The following is a 16,142-nucleotide window of genomic DNA, read 5'->3' as shown; positions in this document are numbered from 1 at the left end:
GATTGAATCTGAAACTACCAGATTCAATCGGAATCCGTATTACCGCGTGAACGGCCTGTACACCGACGGCCCCCGGCAGGTCGTCACGGCGCTGTGCAACGACGCGAAGGGGGGTGCGCTGGTGCTGATGCGGGACCGGGCCAGCGGGCGGACGCTGTGGAAACGCGACGTGCAGGCCACCCCGGTCCTGACCGACGTGGGGCGGGGGCACGGGGCGGTCACGCTCTACAGCGTCATCACCGGGGCACCCACCCGCCGCGAGGACTGGCTGTTGCGCCTGAGCGACGGCGCGGTGCTGCGACGGGGCAATTTCACCACCGAGGCCATCTCCGGCGACCACGCCCTGCTCATCGACCGGGACGAAGCCCCACCGAGCGCCGCGTTTCTGACGGACGGCTCCCGGCTGACCGGCGAAGTGCGCTCTCTCGCCAGCGGCAAGACCCTGACCCGCGATTTCCCCATTCCCGCCCGCCCCGGCTGCGGTCAACCGCGTGTCATCGGCGCAGACCGGGAAGGCGGCATAGGCACCAACGTTCAGCGGTATGGCGTCCAGGGCAGGACCCTCACCGTTCCCCGGGTGGACGAGTGCGGCCAGTTCAATACGGTGTTCGACTGGGCCACCGTTCCCCTCCCGAAGCCGACCCAGACGGGGTTTTATACGGATTCCGCTTAATTCCTGCACAGTCGGGAAAGCGCCGCCTGTGCATCCATATCGCGGAATCCGTATTTTTTCCTACTCGCATCCGCTCGGATTGAATGTGAAACTACCAGATTCAATCGGAATCCGTATTAGCCCTCTGCTCTCGCCCCGCCCCGACTGTGCCCTGACTCTCGCCCCCTGAGTAAGTTCAGGGCGTAAAATCGTCCCCGTGACCCGCAAGGCCCGTCCCCCCAAACCCGCCCCACCCGAGACCGCCGCACCTGCGGGCACCGCCGCCGAGCTGTCCACGTCCGACGCGGCCCCCGCTTTTCCCCGGCTCTCGCGGCTGGAAATTCGCAACCTCGCCACCATCACGCAGCTCGACCTCGACCTCGGCGGCGGCTTTTGCGCCTTTACCGGCGAGACGGGGGCGGGCAAAAGCATCATCGTGGACGCGCTGGGGCTGCTGCTGGGCGGGCGGGCCAACCACGACCTGATTCGCAGCGGGGAAAAGGAACTGCTGGTGACCGGCTTCTGGGGCGACGGCGACGAAACCGAGGCCGACAGCGCCAGCCGACGCCTGAGCAGCGCGGGCCGGGGGGCGGCGCGGCTCTCGGGCGAGGTGGTCAGCGTGCGCGAGTTGCAGGAGTGGGCGCAGGGGCGGCTGACCATTCACTGGCAGCACTCGGCGGTCAGTCTGCTGTCGCCCGCCAACCAGCGCGGTCTGCTCGACCGCCGGGTGCCGGGGGAAGCCCAGGCGTACGCCGCGGCGCACGCGGCGTGGCGCGGGGCGGTGGGCCGACTCGAACGCCTCCAGGCCAGCCAGCGCGAACGGGCGCGGCAAATCGACCTGCTCGCCTTTCAGGTGCAGGAAATCAGCGAGGTCAGCCCCGACCCCGGCGAGGAAGAGGGCCTGAACACCGAACTTTCGCGCCTGTCCAACCTCCACACCACCCAGCAGGCGGCGGCGGGCGGCGTGGAACTCCTGAGCGACGGCGACCTGAACGCGGCGGGGCTGCTCGGTGAGGCAGTGCGGGCGCTCAACGCCGGAGCCAAGTACGACGAAACGGTGCGGCAACTGCAAAGCGACCTGCGCTCGGCACTCGAAAGCGTGCAGGCCATCGCGGGCGAGCTGCGCGACGTGGCCGAAGGCTCGGCGGCGGACCCCGAAGCACTCGACCGGGTGGAAGCCCGCCTGAGCGCCCTGAGCAAGCTGAAAAACAAGTACGGTCCCACACTGGAAGACGTGGTGGAATTCGGGGCGCGGGCCGCCGAGGAACTTGCCGCCCTGGAAGCCGACGAGCGCGACGCGGGCAGCCTGCAAGCCGACGTGGACGCCCTGCATGCCGAACTGCTCAGGGTCGGCAAGGCGCTGGACACGGCCCGCGAGCGCGAGGCCGGGCCGCTGGCGAAGTCGCTGCTGGCGGTCATTCGCGAGCTGGGGATGCCCCACGCCCGCATGGAGTTCGCCCTCTCCCCGCTGGCCGAACCCGCCGCTTCCGGCCTCAGCGACGTGCTGCTGCGCTTTTCGGCCAACCCCGGCGAGGAACTCGGGCCGCTGTCCGACGTGGCCTCGGGCGGTGAACTGTCGCGGGTGATGCTGGCGGTCAGCACGGTCCTCGGCGCCGACACCCCCAGCGTGGTCTTCGACGAGGTGGACGCGGGCATCGGGGGCGCGGCGGCCACCAAAGTGGCCGAGCAGCTCTCGCGCCTCGCCGGCGCCCGGCAGGTTCTGGTCGTCACCCACCTCGCCCAGATTGCCGCCCGCGCCCACCACCACTACAAGGTGGAAAAACGGGTGGAAGAGGGCCGCACCGTCAGCCGCGTGCGCCTGCTCACGGGCGACGAGCGCCTCGAAGAAATCGCCCGGATGCTCTCCGGCAACACCTCGGAAGCGGCGCTGAAGCACGCGCGGGAGCTGCTGGAAGGCTAAAAAACGAACGAAAAGTGGGAGAGGCGAACCGGGCCTCTCCCCTTTTCGTAGACGCGCTCAGTCCAAGTCGTCCCCGTCCCATTCGTCCCTGTCCAGGTCGTCCCCGTCCCCCAGCACCGTGATTTCCACCGTTTCCTCGGCCACCCGGTACGGCCCCTCGGAGGCGATGTAGTCGGCGGCCATCTTCAACGTTTCCTCGACCCACTGGTAGTCGTTGCTGAGTGTGGCGACCCCGATGACTTCCCAGTCGTGGGCGTCCAGACCGTCGAGCCGGGCCACCGTGAGCGGAAAACGGACCTTGAGGCGCTCGACGACAGGCCGCACCAGAGCGCGTTTTTCCTTGAGGTTGCTGACCCAGGGCATTTCCAGCCGAACGGTCAGCACCCCGACATATCCGAGCGCCACTCAGAGCATCCCGGCCAGGAAGCCCTGCATTCTCACCGTCCGGACAAGGTCCATGACCGTGTGCAAGGACGGGTCGTAGTGAACCTCGATCTGGCCTTCGTCGGGGGTCGCCTGACTGACGCCGGGCAGGGCGAGCAGCGCGGCCGCGACCCGTTCGCCCGCTTCCCTGTTCATTCCCCGGACACCCAAAAGTACGCGCGTGGCAGTTGCAGTCATGAGGTCCATTATGCGGCGGCGCTCTGTCGGAAGTCTGTTTCCGGGGGAAGGCAAAGAAAATGGACGCACTCCTCTTCAGAAATGCGTCCACTCGGTTAAAAAACGGCTCAGGCGGAACCTTTCAAAACGGGATCATACGGATTTGAACTCCACTCCGCGCATCCAGGGAAAGCGCCTGAATGCGTTGCGCTCCGTTCAAATCCGTATCTTCTACTCGCTTCGCTCGGAAAAATAGATTTCCTATAAAATCTATTTTTCGAAGTCTTCTCAGTTGCTCTTCTTCTGGTCCTGAGCGCCGCTGGCCTGGCTGCTGCTCTGGCCCGCCGTTCCCTGGTCCTTGAGGAAGCCCTCGGTCTTGGGGCTGGTGACCGGCTTTTCGTCGGTGGTGGTGGCCCCGGCGTTGGGGGCCTTCACTTCGGGAGCACCAGTCTGAACCGCGTCGCCGGGCTTGGGGGCGGGGGAGGTGTTCGCCATGCCCTGGGCAGCCGGGGCGTCAGGGGCCGGGGAACCGCCCCAGGCCGCGCCGGTGGTGCCGGCCTGGGTGCCCTGGGCCGCAGCGGGCGCCGCCGGAGCAGGAGCGGCTTTAGGCTCCTCAATGGTTTCGAGCCACGCGCTGCCGATGAGTTCGCGGGCCTGACGGCTGAAGCGGTGCAGCGACTTGGCGGCGTCGGGGTTGACGCTTTCCACAGCGTCCAGCACCGTCTTGCGGGCCGCCGGAACACGGGCCAGCACCACAGCGCCCGCACCCAGCGCCAGCAGAGTAAATGCGCTGCCGCTCAGGCCACTGCCACCCGACTCGCCGCGCAGGGCGTGCTGGCGGTGCTTGGCGTCTTTTTCCAGGCGGGCGAGGTCACGGCCCAGTTGCTTTTGCAGGGGCGCGAGCTTCTTGGTGACGGCGCGTTCGAGCTTGTCGGCGTCCCAGTCGCGGTGGGCGCGGCGCAGTTCCTTCTGGGCCTGACGGCGGGCGCGGGAGAGGCGACGGTCGGCGTCGCGGCGGCCTTCTTCCAGGGCGTCCTCGGCGTGGGCAATCCACTCACCGGCATGGTCCTGCACTTCGGAAAGCAGGGCGCTGCCCTTCTTGGTGGCCACCTTCTGAGCAGTCATCAGCGACTTGTGGGCGTCGTTGCGGGTGTCGGCCACGCGTTCCCCGGCCTCGTCGAGCAGGTCCCCCGCGCGGTGCTGGAGGCCCGAGAGCAGGGCGCTGCCCCCCTTGCGGGCGACTTTGGCGGCCTTCTGCGCCGCGCGGCGGCGCTCCTCGGCGGTGTCGCTCAGGTCGCTGACCAGGCCACGCAGCTTGGGCGCGTACTGCCGGTCATAGTCACGCTGAAGCTGCTCGGCGGCGTCCTCGGCTTCTTCGCGCAGTTGCGCGGCGCGGGCGGCGGCCATCTGTGCCAGCGTGCCGGCGCGGCCCTGCGCCTGCTCCAGCCAGTGCGGGCCTTCCTCACGCAGGGCCCCGAGCGTCTGTCCGATGGCGGGGCGCACGGTTTCCGCGTAGGTGTCCTGGGCGGTGCGGGCGGCGTCGCGGGTGCCCACCACGAGGCCCCGGCGAAGGTCACGGTTGAGGGCGAGAGCGGCGAAGGCTCCCAGGAGAATCAGGCTACGGGGGCTGACGCCGCCGGTGTTCTGGTTGGACATGTCGTACTCCTTTCGGTCCGGCCGGGTGGGTGCCTGGCCGGTCAATACCGCCATTGTGCGCCCCGCCTTCCCGTCAGAGTGTGGGGGGAATGTAATGCGGGATTCATCTTTGGCCGCAGAGTGCAGAAAAGGGGGAGGCGCAGAAAGGGACCGCCCCCACACGGTCCCCGGAAACCGGACGCAGGCTCAGGCCCAACTTCAGGCCAGGTCGTCGAGCACCGCCGCGAGGTCTTTTTTCACGCAGGTGTACATCGGCGTGTCCTGCAAGGTGTAGTTGCTCGCCTCGGTGTAGCGCAGGCGGTGAACGAGGTCCACGAATTCCTGCGGGTAGTCGGAGTCGAACGACACCACGAACTCCTGGTCGTCGATGCCGTAGGAGTAGCTGGTGTTGATGCGCACCCCCTTGAACGGCTCGGAGGCGTAGATGTGCTCGTCCATCATGCCCTGGCGGGCGTAGGGGGTCAGGTCGTACCAGGCGCGGGTCTTGATGAAGGGGTAGATGAAGAGGTACTTGCCCTGTCCCGGCAGGATTTCCAGGCCGTGCCCGCTGCCCTCGATCCGGTTGACGTACTGGCTGCGCTTTTGCATGGCGAGGTAGGTGGCGCTCTGGTGCAGGTAGCCCATCATGCGGGTGCGGTTGAGCCGGGCCTGGGCCGCCTGGAAGTCGTTCACGTCGAAGGCGATGCGCCAGAGCATGAAGTCCACATCGTTGCGGATGCCGACCAGCGAGTAGGAACGCTGAATCAGCCCCTGACGCGGTTCGGCGTCCGCGACCCAGCCCTCCACCGCCGCCCGAAACTCGGCCTTCATCTCCTCGCGCTCGGCGTGCGGCAGGCGGCGGAAGGCCGGGTCGAGCTTGTAGAAGGCGTAACTCAGAAACTGCCGCTGGGCGCGGTCGGGTTCCTTTTGCGTGACCTGCCCGCTGGGGTCGAGGTCCACCATCCGCTTGGGGCGGCCTTTGGGCGCGGCGACCGCGGGGCCAGACGGCTGCATCGGCGCAGCGGGCGCAGGCTGAGACTCGGAAGGGGCCGGGCTGACTGGACTGTGTTCAGGGGTCATTGCCCCTACTGTTTCACTGCGCCCGGTGGACATTTTGCCCCGTCCGACCGTTCAGGAAGGACCGGAAGAAGGCAACCCCCAGCCCCCGCCCCAGCCCTCCGCCATTAGCCATCTGTCTTCTGCCATCCGCCCCCTCAGGGCGTCATCTGCGTAATCGCCTTGTTCTTGCCCATTCCGGCCACGATCATGTTCATCACGCGAATCCAGGCGCGGGCCGACGCTTCCACGATGTCGGTGGCGACCCCGGTGCCACTCAGGTGCGTTTCGCCGTGCCGGACGTGAATGCTGACCTCGCCGAGCGCGTCGTCGCCCCGGGTGACCGACTGGATGCGGTAGCTCTCCAGCGTGGGATGCAGCCCCGTAATCTTGGAAATGGCCTGAAACGCCGCTTCCACCGGGCCGTCGCCGTGCGCGGTGGCGTCCACCGGGCCGTCGGGCGTGTGCAGGCGCACGAACGCGACCGGCATCATGTTCATGCCGGAAGTGATCTGGAACCCCTCCAGGCTGAAGGTCTGCGGCACGTCGCTGCGGGCGTCCACCAGGGCGCGCAGGTCCTCGGCGTAAATCTGGCCCTTGCGGTCGGCGAGGTCCTTGAAGCGCCCGAACAGGTACTGCACCTTGTCGTCGGGAATGTCCTCGTAGCCCAGGTCGGTCAGCGCCTTGCGGAAGGCGGCGCGGCCCGAGTGCTTGCCCATGACCAGCACGGCGGCCTCACGGCCCACCAGTTCGGCGTTCATGATTTCGTAGGTTTCGCGGGCCTTGATCACGCCGTCCTGATGAATGCCCGACTCGTGCGCGAAGGCGTTGTCGCCCACGATGGCCTTGTTGGGCTGCACCGGCATCCCGCTCAGGCGCGACACCAGCCGCGAAGCGCGGTACAGCTCACGGGTGCGGATGCCGGTCTCAAAGCCGTACACGTCGCGCCGGGTGTGAAACGCCATCACGATTTCTTCCAGCGAGGCGTTTCCGGCCCGCTCGCCGATGCCGTTGACGGTGCATTCGATCTGCCGCGCGCCGCCCTCCGCCGCCGCGATGGAGTTGGCGACCGCCATGCCGAGGTCGTCGTGGCAATGGCTGGACAGGATGACGTGCGCGGGCAGTTCGGCCCTGAGGTACGCAAACAGCCGGCGCATCTCCTCGGGCGTGGTGTAGCCCACCGTGTCGGGCACGTTGATGGTGGTCGCGCCCGCTTCGACGGCGGCCTTGAAGATACGGCTCAGAAAGTCCCAGTCGCTGCGGGTGGCGTCCTCGGCGCTGAATTCCACGTCGTCTACGAACGTGCGGGCCAGCGTGACCGCCTGCACCGCCCGCTCGATCACGGCGTCCGGCTCCAGATTCAGCTTCTTCTGCATGTGAATCGGGCTGGTGGCGATGAAGGTGTGGATGCGGGCGTTCTCGGCGGCCTCGACCGCTCTGGCCGCCGCCTCGATGTCGGCCCGGTTCGCCCGCGCCAGACCCGCGATGACCGGCCCCCGCACTTCGCGGGCGATGCGGCTGACGCCTTCGAGGTCACCGGGGCTGGCAATCGGGAACCCGGCCTCGATCACGTCCACGCCCAGACGGGCCAGGGTGTGCGCGATTTCCAGCTTCTGCGCGTGGTTGAGCGCCACACCGGGCGACTGCTCGCCGTCACGCAGGGTGGTGTCGAAGATGCGGATGCGTTGCTGGGACTCGGTCTGGGTCATGGGCACTCCTTGCAAATGAAAAATCCCCCCGGAAGGTCTGGGGCTTCCGGGGGGGGCTGGGATACGGGGCTGCGTCCGCCGTCACTCCACCGGAGGAAGGCTCAGAAGAAGCAGGCCGCTTGCGAACATGGCCCAACTGTAAGCGGGCAGGCGGGCATGGCGCAGGGGTTGTCTACGGGGGTTGTCTATTTTGCCTGTCCATTCCTGCCGGTCCCTTCTTGCCTGGCCCTTTCCCCTGGGCGCGGTGAGGCTGCCCGGCACGCCTACCAGATGAGAAGAAGCTGAATCAAGCGTCCGGGCACTTTCCGAGGCTGGCCCCTAAGCTGGCACGTGGTCGAAATCACGACCAGCACCCGCAGTCGAAATCCTTTCCGATTCTCAAGCGCCCTGTCTCACCTTGCCGCGCTTGCCAAGGAGAACCATGACCCTGAACACTGATCGTCTGTCCCGCCGCCTGTCCTGGAGCGGCATCCTCGCCGGCCTGGTGATGGGTGTCGTCACCACCCTCTCCATCATCGCCCTGGGCACCGTCATCACCGCGCTGACGGGCCTGTCGCTGACCGGGGTGGGCATCGCCGCCGCCATCTGGACCGCCATTGCCGCGCTGGTCGGCGCCTACGCCGCTGGCCTGACCGCCGTGCGGGCGAGTGCGCCTGCCACCCACAACAGCGACGGCCTCGCCGCCATGACCCACGAAGACGCCACCCTGACCGGTCTGGTCACGGCGGGCCTGCTGATTCTGGCGAGCACCCTGTTCGCCGTGAACAGCGCCAGCCGCCTGCTGGGAACCGCCACCAGCGTGGCCGGCAACGTGCTGGGCGCCACGGCCACTGCCGGAGCCGCCGCGGGCACCGCCGCCGCGCAGGACCCGGGCACCCAGAACGTGCTGGGCAGCATCAGCCAGGACGACATCGAGGCTCTGATCGCCGACAACAGCCCCAACCTGACCCGTGAGCAGGTCAGCGCCACCGGCAACGTCGTGAGCGGCATCGTGCGCCGGGCGCAGTACGACCTGGGCGAGCAGGACGTGACCAGCATCGCCGACTTCGCCAAGGCCCGCACCGAGTACATCAAGAAGGCCCTGAGCGGCGAGCAGTTCATCACCCGCCTCCAGCGTCAGGGCCTGACCGACGCCCAGGCGCGTGAAGTGCAGACGACGGTCAACAACACCGTCAACCGCGTGGAAACCCAGGCCCAGCGTGCCGCCCAGGTGGCCGAAGACAACGCCCGCATCGCCGCCCGCAACACCGGCCTGAGCTGGCTGCTCGGCAGCGGCCTGACCCTGCTCGCCACCGTGATGGGTGCCCGCAGCGCCGCCACCAGCCGCCGCCTGCTGGCATCGGCTCCGGTCAAGACCACCACGACCACCACCAAGAAGCGCTGATCCGCGAAGCTCCGACTTCGGAGCGCGAGCAGGCCGCCACTTCCCTGACCGGAGGTGGCGGCCTGTTTTTGCCGGGAGTTCAGGGCAGGCGTTGTGATGACGTTTCACGCCCTGCGGCACCCTCGGAACTGACCCGCCCAAGCGTGACCCTGTAACTCAGCAACTCCTTGCCGAACAGGACCGTACGCAACTGACCGCTGAATTCGCCCTCCCGCACCTCGCCGCGCAGGTTGCCCCGGTGCTGGTTGCCCTGTTCGAACAGCGAGGTGTCGAGGGTCAGCGTGTCTCCCTTCTGCTCGAAGCTGCCGCTCAGGGCGTAGGCCTTGCGGTTTTCCAGGTTGGTCAGCACGCCGCTGACCCCCTGGCCCCGGGGCTGCACCGCCAGGACCAGTCGGTACGGCACCCGCCCGGTCGGTCCCACACCGATGCCCTCGTAGGTGCCGTTGAACTGCCGTTCGAGCGGCGAGAGCGGGCTGATGTAGGCCCCGATGGCGCATCCGGTCAAGGCGGGAAGCAGCAGGGCGAGGGACGCACGCCGGAGGAGAGGGGACATGACAAGAGGCTAAATGAGGCTCATGAAGACTGGCTTATCCTCCCTTCGCGCAGCCTGTCCCCCAGCCAGCGGCCCGCGTCGTCCACGAGTTGCGCGGCGGCGGAGGACACGCCGGTCATGTTGGCAAAGCCGTGAATCATACCGGGGCCGGGGCGGTGCTCGCTGTCCACCCCGGCGGCCCGCAGCGCGTCGGCCAGGAAGGCACCCTCGTCGCGCAGGGGGTCGAACTCGGCGGTCAGCACCAGCGCGGGCGGCAGCCCCGCCAGACTCTCCGCGTTCACCGGCGAGGCGTGCGGGTGTGCGGCGTCTTCGGGCCGGGCGAGGTACATCTGCCCGAAGAACTTCATGCGCTCGGCGGTCAGAAAGTACCCGCGTGCGTTTTCCCGGCGGCTGGGGTAACGCCTAGGGTTGCCGAAGTCGGCGGCGGGGTAAATCAGCAGTTGCGCCCGCAGCGCGGGGCCGCCCTCGTCGCGGGCACGCAGCGACGCGGCGACGGCGAGGTTCGCCCCGGCACTGTCCCCGGCCACCGCCAGCCGGGAAGCGTCGGCCCCGAGGCCAGCGGCGTGTGCGGCGGCCCAGACCACGCTGGCGAAGGCGTCGTGAACGGCAGCGGGAAACTTGTGCTCGGGGGCGAGGCGGTAGGCCACGCTCAGCACCGCCGCGCCGGACGCCGCGCACAGTTCGCGGCACAGGGCGTCGTGGGTGTCGAGGTCGTAAGCCACGAACCCGCCGCCGTGGAAATACACCGTCAGCGGCCAGCCCGACGCGGGGACCTGCCCGGCGGGGTGATAGAGCCGGGCGCCGAGTGAACCGTCCGGGCCGGGCAAGGTCAGGTCGCGCACCTCGCCCAGGCTGACCGGGCGTTTGGGGCTGCGGACGGCGTTGGCCCGCACACTGGCCCGCATCTCTTCCAGACTGCCGGGTTGGGGGGCCTGCGAAAGTTGCAGCAGGACTTGGTACAGCTGGGGGTCTACAGGCATCGGGGCTCCTGGGGAAAAAAGCTGGGAGGGACCGCAGGCTGCACATATCGCCGCTTCCGGTCCCCCCAGCCAGAGTGGGCTACGCCGGGAAGTGCCCGCTGCCGGGGCCTGCCAGCGCAGACGACTCGAAAAACGCCACACGCATCTCGCGCAGCAGTTCGGCGTTCAGGGCATAGAGCGGCACGTCGGGGAGCGCCGCATCTATGCCGCAGCGGGGGCAGAGCGCGGTACTCAGGTCGTCCACCCACGCCTCGATTTCGCCGGGTGCAAAAAAGGACTCGCAGTGAAAGCAGCCGCAGCGGGGCGAGCGCCGAACCAGACGCTCATGGTCCCGGCAAAAGTGCCAGATGGCCTCCAACCGCGTGACGGCCCCTTCCGGCATTCGCTTTACGCTCCAGCCTCGCGGTCGTAGTCGCTGAAGGTCTTGCCACCCTCGGCCAGTTTCCTGAGCAGCGGCGCGGGCGTCTGGCCGTATTTTTCGAGGTCGGCGGCCACGTTCTTCAGGCCCTGCTCGCTGGCGTACTGCATCGGGCCGCCCCGGTAGGCCGGGAAGCCGTAGCCGTAGATGTAAATCACGTCAATGTCGCTCGCCCGCTGCGCGATGCCTTCTTCCAGAATCTTGGCCCCCTCGTTGACCAGCGAGTAGGCGAGGCGCCCCGTGATTTCTTCCTGGGAAATCGCGCGGGGCTGGAGGCCCTTCTCGGCGCGGTAGTCCTCGATGAGCTTCTGCACGTCGGCGTTGGGCTTGGGCTTGCGGTCCTGATCATAGTCGTAGATGCCGCCCTGCGTCTTCTGGCCCTTGCGCCCGGTTTTCACGATGCGGTCGAGCCAGCCGTCGGGTTCGCTCTCGCCGCGCACTCTGGCCTGGTGCTGCCGGATGGAATAGCCGATGTCCAGCCCGGCCATGTCGCTCATCTGGAACGGCCCCATCGGCAGGCCCAGCGCGTTCATGGCGGCGTCCACGTCCTCAGGGCGGGCACCTTCCTCCACGATTTTGCGGGCCTCGTCGCCGTAGCGGTGAACCATGCGGTTGCCCACGAAGCCGTCGCACACGCCCACCACCACGCCGACTTTCTTGATGCGTTTGGCCAGCGCGAGGCTGGTCGCCAGCACGCTGTCGCTGGTTCTGTCCGCGCGGACGATTTCCAGCAGCTTCATCACGTTGGCGGGGCTGAAAAAGTGCAGGCCGATGACCTGTTCGGGGCGGCCCGTCACGCTGGCGATTTCGTTCACGTCCAGCGTGCTGGTGTTGCTCGCCAGAATCGCGCCGGGCTTGGCCACCCTATCGAGGTTCCTGAAGATGTCCTTCTTCACGTCCATGTTCTCGAAGACGGCCTCGATGATGATGTCGGCGTCCTTCAGGTCGTCCATCTTGAGGGTGGGGGTCAGCAGGGCCATGCGCTTTTCCACGTCGTCCTGCGTCATGCGGCCCTTTTTCGCGGTGTTCTCGTAGTTCCTGCGAATGACGCCCAGGCCCCGGTCGAGCGCCTCCTGGGTGGTTTCCACGATGGTCACGGGAATGCCGACGTTCAGGAAGTTCATGGCGATGCCGCCGCCCATCGTGCCCGCGCCGATGATTCCGGCGGACTTGATGTCGGTGGTGGGCGTGTCCTTGCCCAGGCCGCGCACCTTGCCCGCTTCGCGCTCGGCGAAGAAGATGTGGCGCAGGCCGCGCGACTGCGGGCTGTTCAGCGAGTCGACGAAGCGGTCGGCTTCGGCGTCCCAGCCTTCCTGAAAGGGCTTGGTCGCGGCCATTTCCGCGAGGTCCACGATGTGCGAGGGCGAGTGCTGGCCCCGGTGGGTCTTTTTCAGGCCCTCGCGGGCGGCGGCGAACAGTTCGGGGCTGCCGCCCTCCACGCCGCGCTCGCTGATACGCGGCAGCGGGCGGGCGTCGGCGTGGGCGCGGGCAAAAGCGACGGCCCCGGCGAGCAGGTCACCGTCTACGAGTTCGTCCACCAGGCCGAGGGACTGGGCTTCGGTGGCCCGGATGGGCGTGCCGGAGAGCATCATGTCCAGCGCCTTCTGAGCGCCCACCACGCGGGGCAGGCGCTGGGTGCCGCCCGCGCCGGGAAGCACGCCCAGTTTGACTTCGGGCAGGCCAAGTTGCGCGTCTTTGGTCGCCACGCGGTAGGTGCAGCCCAGCGCCAGTTCCAGCCCGCCGCCGAGGGCCGTGCCGTGAATGGCGGCGACGGTGGGCTTGGCAAAGGCGTCCAGCTTGGCGACGGTGCCGCGCAGGTCGGGGGCCTGCTCACGCGGGAGGCCGAAGCCCTTGATGTCCGCGCCCGCCACGAAGGTGCGCCCGCCGCCGATGATGACCACGGCCCTGACACTGTCGTCGGCGGCAGCGGCGTCCAGCCCGGCCTTGAGGCCCTCGGGCACGCCGGGGCCGAAGGCGTTCACGGGGGGGTTGTTGATGGTCAGAATGAGAACGTCGCCGTCGCGGGTCTGGTCCACACGGTTGGGGGTGCCTTGGGTCATGGGTAGAGCCTCCTGTTTGTGGTGTCGGCCCATGCTTCCACGTCCGGCGGGCAAGGTCAACGTGGACGTACAGAATGAACGTGCGCGTTCACTTTCCGCCTGCCCTGCCCCCTTCCCGGCCTACTGTTTCCCGGCCTACTGTGCCGGGGTGTCGCGTCCGAGGCGAATGGTGAGTTCGCTGCCGGGCGTACCCGGCGCCGCAGGGTCCAGTTGCCCATATCCCAGGTCGCGCAGCAGCGCGGCGGCGGGCGCGGCGGGGCCGGACACGGTGGTCACGGGCCAGGGCCGGGCCTCGTTGGCCGCAGTGACATTGCGGTAACCCAGGCTCTCCAGCCGGGCCTTCAGGCGCCGGGCGCTGCCGTCGGGGGCGTCGGCGTTGAAGACCAGCACGCGCAGACCGTGGGGGTCGTTCGGGTCACGGAACTGCTCGCCCAGCAGGGCATCGAGCCGGGGCGTGTCCACGTTCCAGACCGAGGCGGCCCCCACCATGCCGAAGTTGCCGGGCACCGTGTAGGTGCTCACTTTCGGCCCCCGCTGCGCCGCGCCCAGCAGCTCGGCGATCTGGGCGCGCGTGAGGTTGGTCTTGGCGTTGGCGTCCAGGGCCGCAATCACCCGGGGCAGCTTCCAGACGTTGGCCGGGCGGCGGATTTCGGCAATCAGGGCGGTCAGGAACTGTTGCTGCCGCCCCACCCGCCCGATATCGCCCAGGTTGTCCTTGCGAAACCGCAGGAAGCCCTCGGCCTGTTCGCCGCTCAGCCGCTGGCGGCCCGGTTGCAGGTCGATGTGCAGGTTCCCGGCGTTGTCGTCGTACTTCATGCGCTGCGGCACGTCGATGGTCACGCCGCCCACCGCCTCGGTCACGGCGCGCAGGGCGTTCAGGCTCAGCAGCGCGTACCCGTCGGGGCGCACGCCGGTCAGGGCCTGCACGGTGTTCACCAGCATGTCGGGGCCACCGTGCACGTTGGCGCTGTTGATTTTGCCCGAGCCGCCGGACCACCCCACAATCGGCACCCAGCTGTCACGCGGAATACTCAGCAGCTTGACGGTGCCGTCGGGCCGCACCTGCGTCATGACGATGGTGTCGGTGCGCCCGCTGTAGTCCTCGGGCTTGGCCGGATAAGGCCAGACCCCGGCCTTGTCGTCGTAGTCCACGTCCACGCCCGCCAGCAGCACGTTCAGAGGCTTTTCACCGTGCCGGGGCAGGGCGCCGTACCGGGCCAGGGCGGGAAACGCGGGCGAAAGCAGGGCGACCAGACCGGCCAGCACAATCAGAATCAGGGCGAGAACGCGGCGCACACGGGCCAGAATAGCCCCCAGCGCGTGAGGAACCAACCGACTTTGGGATGAGGCGGGCGCGGCACGCTAGCCTGGGGCACACCCCCCATCCCCACCCATCAGGAGGCTGTTCATGTCCACCCCCACCCTGCCCCCCACCTTCCGCGCCCTGCGCATGGTCAAGGACGACGCGGGCATTCGCCCCGAGTTTCAGCAGCTCACCCTGAGCGACCTGGGCGAGGGCGACACGCTGGTGCGCGTGCAGTGCAGCTCGCTCAACTACAAGGACGGCCTGGCGGTCATGGGCCGCCCCGGAGTGCTGCGGCGTTACCCCATCATCCCCGGCATCGACCTGGCGGGCGAGGTGGTTTCGTCAGACAGTACAGAGTACCGCCCCGGCGACGGGGTCATCCTGACGGGCTGGGGCAGCGGCGAAAAGGTGGACGGCGGCTACAGCGAGTTCGCCCGTGTGCCCGCCGCCTCGCTGGTGCCGCTGCCCCCAGGCACCGACGCGGTGTGGGCGATGAGCGTGGGCACGGCGGGCTTCACGGCCATGCTCGCGGTGATGGCGCTGGAAGAAGGCGGCGTCTCCCCCTCCGGCGGCGAGGTGCTGGTCACGGGCGCGGCGGGCGGCGTGGGCAGCACGGCGGTGCGGCTCCTGGCGAAAGCGGGCTTCAGCGTCACCGCCAGCACGGGCCGCCCGGAAGAAAGCGACTACCTGCGCGGGCTGGGGGCCAGCGAGGTGATCGGACGGGGCGACCTCACCCCGAATCGCCCGCTGGAAAAGGAGCGCTGGGCCGGGGTGGTGGACACGGTGGGCGGTCAGACCCTCGCTGCCGCTGTCGCCGCGACCCGCACCCACGGCGTGGTCGCCGCCTGTGGCAACGCGGGCGGGGCCGAACTGCACACCACCGTGTTTCCCTTTATTCTGCGCGGGATCACCCTCGCCGGTATCGACTCCAACACCTGCCCGGTGCCGCGCCGCCGCGCCGCCTGGGATCGCCTCGCGCGCGACCTGCCCGCCTCGGTGCTGGCCGGGGTCACGCAGCGCCGACCCCTGAGCGACGTGCCCGCGCTGGCCGCGCAGATTCTGGCCGGGCAGGTGCGGGGCCGAACAGTAATCGACGTGGCCCGGGACTGAGGAGCCGCCGATCAGCCGGGTATCAAGGTGACACCGTTGTGACAGCGTTTCCCTATGCTGGAAGCATGAACAAGATGCTGCTTCCCTCCCTTGCGCTGTCACTCGCCTTGGCGTCTTGCAGCTCGGCCCCGACTGCCCCCGCCACCGCTGAGCAGACCGAAAGCATCACCGGTACGGTGGTCAGCGGTTCCGGCACCGGCAAGGTGGTCCTGAACGACGAGACCTTGGGACAGCTTTCCGAGGCCCAGGTGGCCGCCGACGGTGGCTTTACCCTGCTGCTGCCCGCGCCCGAGAAATTCAGCCGCCGCCTGATGACAGCCAACGAAGTCCTGGGCAGCATCGGCTGCGTGGGCACCCTGCAGTCGAGCGTGCCCGGCGCCAAGGGCTACGGCGTGGTGACGCTGGACCTCACCCGCGGCACCAAGCAGGGCAAGGCCCTCGCCGGGCAGGTCACGACGAGCGTGGCGAGCAAGTCCTTCGAGGGCCGCGCCTGGATCTACACCGACCAAGCCACCACCCTGAGCGGCGCTGTCGACTGCCAGAAACTGGTCGGCATCGGCATAGCCATCCCTGCCACCGTCAACGTCACCACCCAGCCAGGCTGGAACGCCCTCAAGGTCAGCGGCACCGGGAACCTCTTCGGCGTGAACGCCAGGGTCGAGAACGGCACCAAAGAACCTGCGGCCTGGCGCACCCTCGACGAGTTGTAATACGGGACTGAACTCTTTTTCGAAGCTGTATAAATTCTCCCCTGTACC

The 16,142-nt window shown here is 68.3% G+C and carries 15 protein-coding genes; 5 read left to right on the top strand and 10 right to left on the bottom strand.

What is annotated here, in order from left to right; genetic code table 11:
* The first annotated feature begins 46 nt into the window (after window positions 1-46).
* Both G6R31_RS03545 and recN read left to right on the top strand, forming a co-directional pair.
* A complete protein-coding gene (locus tag G6R31_RS03545; RefSeq protein WP_017869296.1) occupies window positions 47-673 on the top strand; it encodes a hypothetical protein in 627 nt (208 codons plus the stop codon).
* Between the two features lie 196 nt (window positions 674-869).
* The gene (recN, locus tag G6R31_RS03540; protein ID WP_017869295.1) at window positions 870-2,573 is read left to right on the top strand and encodes a DNA repair protein RecN; all 1,704 of its coding nucleotides are present in this window, start codon (window positions 870-872) and stop codon (window positions 2,571-2,573) included.
* A gap of 57 nt (window positions 2,574-2,630) precedes the next feature.
* On the opposite strand, the gene G6R31_RS03535 is transcribed toward recN, so the two are convergent.
* From G6R31_RS03535 to G6R31_RS03515, 5 genes are all read right to left on the bottom strand, one after another.
* A complete protein-coding gene (locus G6R31_RS03535; protein WP_017869294.1) occupies window positions 2,631-2,978 on the bottom strand; it encodes a DUF503 domain-containing protein in 348 nt (115 codons plus the stop codon).
* A complete protein-coding gene (locus G6R31_RS03530; RefSeq protein ID WP_017869293.1) occupies window positions 2,979-3,203 on the bottom strand; it encodes a cation transporter in 225 nt (74 codons plus the stop codon).
* A gap of 258 nt (window positions 3,204-3,461) precedes the next feature.
* Complete coding sequence (locus tag G6R31_RS03525; RefSeq protein ID WP_020381051.1) at window positions 3,462-4,829, bottom strand: coiled-coil domain-containing protein; 1,368 nt, start codon at window positions 4,827-4,829, stop codon at window positions 3,462-3,464.
* 198 nt (window positions 4,830-5,027) lie between these two features.
* A complete protein-coding gene (locus G6R31_RS03520) occupies window positions 5,028-5,822 on the bottom strand; it encodes a chlorite dismutase family protein (protein ID WP_017869292.1) in 795 nt (264 codons plus the stop codon).
* Window positions 5,823-6,022: 200 nt separating this feature from the next.
* A complete protein-coding gene (locus G6R31_RS03515) occupies window positions 6,023-7,573 on the bottom strand; it encodes a 2-isopropylmalate synthase (protein ID WP_017869291.1) in 1,551 nt (516 codons plus the stop codon).
* 421 nt (window positions 7,574-7,994) lie between these two features.
* On the opposite strand from G6R31_RS03515, the gene G6R31_RS03510 reads away from it, so the two are divergent.
* Entirely contained in the window at window positions 7,995-8,957 is a 963-nt protein-coding gene (locus tag G6R31_RS03510; RefSeq protein ID WP_017869290.1) for a hypothetical protein, read from the top strand.
* 79 nt (window positions 8,958-9,036) lie between these two features.
* Here the strand turns inward: G6R31_RS03510 and G6R31_RS03505 are convergent, their stop codons facing one another.
* The 5 genes from G6R31_RS03505 to G6R31_RS03485 all read right to left on the bottom strand — a co-directional run bounded on the left by G6R31_RS03505 (window position 9,037) and on the right by G6R31_RS03485 (window position 14,264).
* Window positions 9,037-9,510: a hypothetical protein gene (locus G6R31_RS03505; protein WP_017869289.1), complete on the bottom strand. Its 474-nt coding sequence runs from the start codon at window positions 9,508-9,510 to the stop codon at window positions 9,037-9,039.
* A 20-nt stretch (window positions 9,511-9,530) separates the two neighbouring features.
* Window positions 9,531-10,490 carry an alpha/beta hydrolase gene (locus G6R31_RS03500; protein WP_017869288.1) on the bottom strand — a complete coding sequence of 320 codons (960 nt, stop codon included), beginning with the start codon at window positions 10,488-10,490 and terminating at the stop codon, window positions 9,531-9,533.
* Between the two features lie 79 nt (window positions 10,491-10,569).
* On the bottom strand, window positions 10,570-10,872 hold the full coding sequence (locus G6R31_RS03495) for a hypothetical protein (RefSeq protein WP_017869287.1): 303 nt from the start codon (window positions 10,870-10,872) through the stop codon (window positions 10,570-10,572).
* Between the two features lie 5 nt (window positions 10,873-10,877).
* On the bottom strand, window positions 10,878-12,968 hold the full coding sequence (locus tag G6R31_RS03490) for a 3-hydroxyacyl-CoA dehydrogenase NAD-binding domain-containing protein (RefSeq protein ID WP_017869286.1): 2,091 nt from the start codon (window positions 12,966-12,968) through the stop codon (window positions 10,878-10,880).
* A gap of 135 nt (window positions 12,969-13,103) precedes the next feature.
* Window positions 13,104-14,264 carry an LCP family protein gene (locus G6R31_RS03485; RefSeq protein WP_017869285.1) on the bottom strand — a complete coding sequence of 387 codons (1,161 nt, stop codon included), beginning with the start codon at window positions 14,262-14,264 and terminating at the stop codon, window positions 13,104-13,106.
* A 112-nt stretch (window positions 14,265-14,376) separates the two neighbouring features.
* Here G6R31_RS03485 and G6R31_RS03480 point away from each other — a divergent pair, with 112 nt between their 5' ends.
* Both G6R31_RS03480 and G6R31_RS03475 read left to right on the top strand, forming a co-directional pair.
* Entirely contained in the window at window positions 14,377-15,384 is a 1,008-nt protein-coding gene (locus G6R31_RS03480) for an MDR family oxidoreductase (protein ID WP_017869284.1), read from the top strand.
* Between the two features lie 65 nt (window positions 15,385-15,449).
* Window positions 15,450-16,094: a hypothetical protein gene (locus G6R31_RS03475; RefSeq protein ID WP_017869283.1), complete on the top strand. Its 645-nt coding sequence runs from the start codon at window positions 15,450-15,452 to the stop codon at window positions 16,092-16,094.
* Window positions 16,095-16,142: the final 48 nt, after the last annotated feature.

Source organism: Deinococcus wulumuqiensis R12 (assembly GCF_011067105.1).
Classification (GTDB): Bacteria; Deinococcota; Deinococci; order Deinococcales; family Deinococcaceae; genus Deinococcus; species Deinococcus wulumuqiensis.
Note: the sequence above shows the minus strand (reverse complement) of the source record. Positions and strands in the feature narration are given on the sequence as shown.

Coding starts and splice junctions, on each gene's coding strand:
- G6R31_RS03530 (WP_017869293.1), bottom strand. CDS start 3,203: ATGGACCTCATGACTGCAACTGCCACGCGCGTACTTTTGGGTGTCCGG.
- G6R31_RS03525 (WP_020381051.1), bottom strand. CDS start 4,829: ATGTCCAACCAGAACACCGGCGGCGTCAGCCCCCGTAGCCTGATTCTC.
- G6R31_RS03520 (WP_017869292.1), bottom strand. CDS start 5,822: ATGCAGCCGTCTGGCCCCGCGGTCGCCGCGCCCAAAGGCCGCCCCAAG.
- G6R31_RS03515 (WP_017869291.1), bottom strand. CDS start 7,573: ATGACCCAGACCGAGTCCCAGCAACGCATCCGCATCTTCGACACCACC.
- G6R31_RS03510 (WP_017869290.1), top strand. CDS start 7,995: ATGACCCTGAACACTGATCGTCTGTCCCGCCGCCTGTCCTGGAGCGGC.
- G6R31_RS03505 (WP_017869289.1), bottom strand. CDS start 9,510: ATGTCCCCTCTCCTCCGGCGTGCGTCCCTCGCCCTGCTGCTTCCCGCC.
- G6R31_RS03500 (WP_017869288.1), bottom strand. CDS start 10,490: ATGCCTGTAGACCCCCAGCTGTACCAAGTCCTGCTGCAACTTTCGCAG.
- G6R31_RS03495 (WP_017869287.1), bottom strand. CDS start 10,872: ATGCCGGAAGGGGCCGTCACGCGGTTGGAGGCCATCTGGCACTTTTGC.
- G6R31_RS03490 (WP_017869286.1), bottom strand. CDS start 12,968: ATGACCCAAGGCACCCCCAACCGTGTGGACCAGACCCGCGACGGCGAC.
- G6R31_RS03480 (WP_017869284.1), top strand. CDS start 14,377: ATGTCCACCCCCACCCTGCCCCCCACCTTCCGCGCCCTGCGCATGGTC.
- G6R31_RS03475 (WP_017869283.1), top strand. CDS start 15,450: ATGAACAAGATGCTGCTTCCCTCCCTTGCGCTGTCACTCGCCTTGGCG.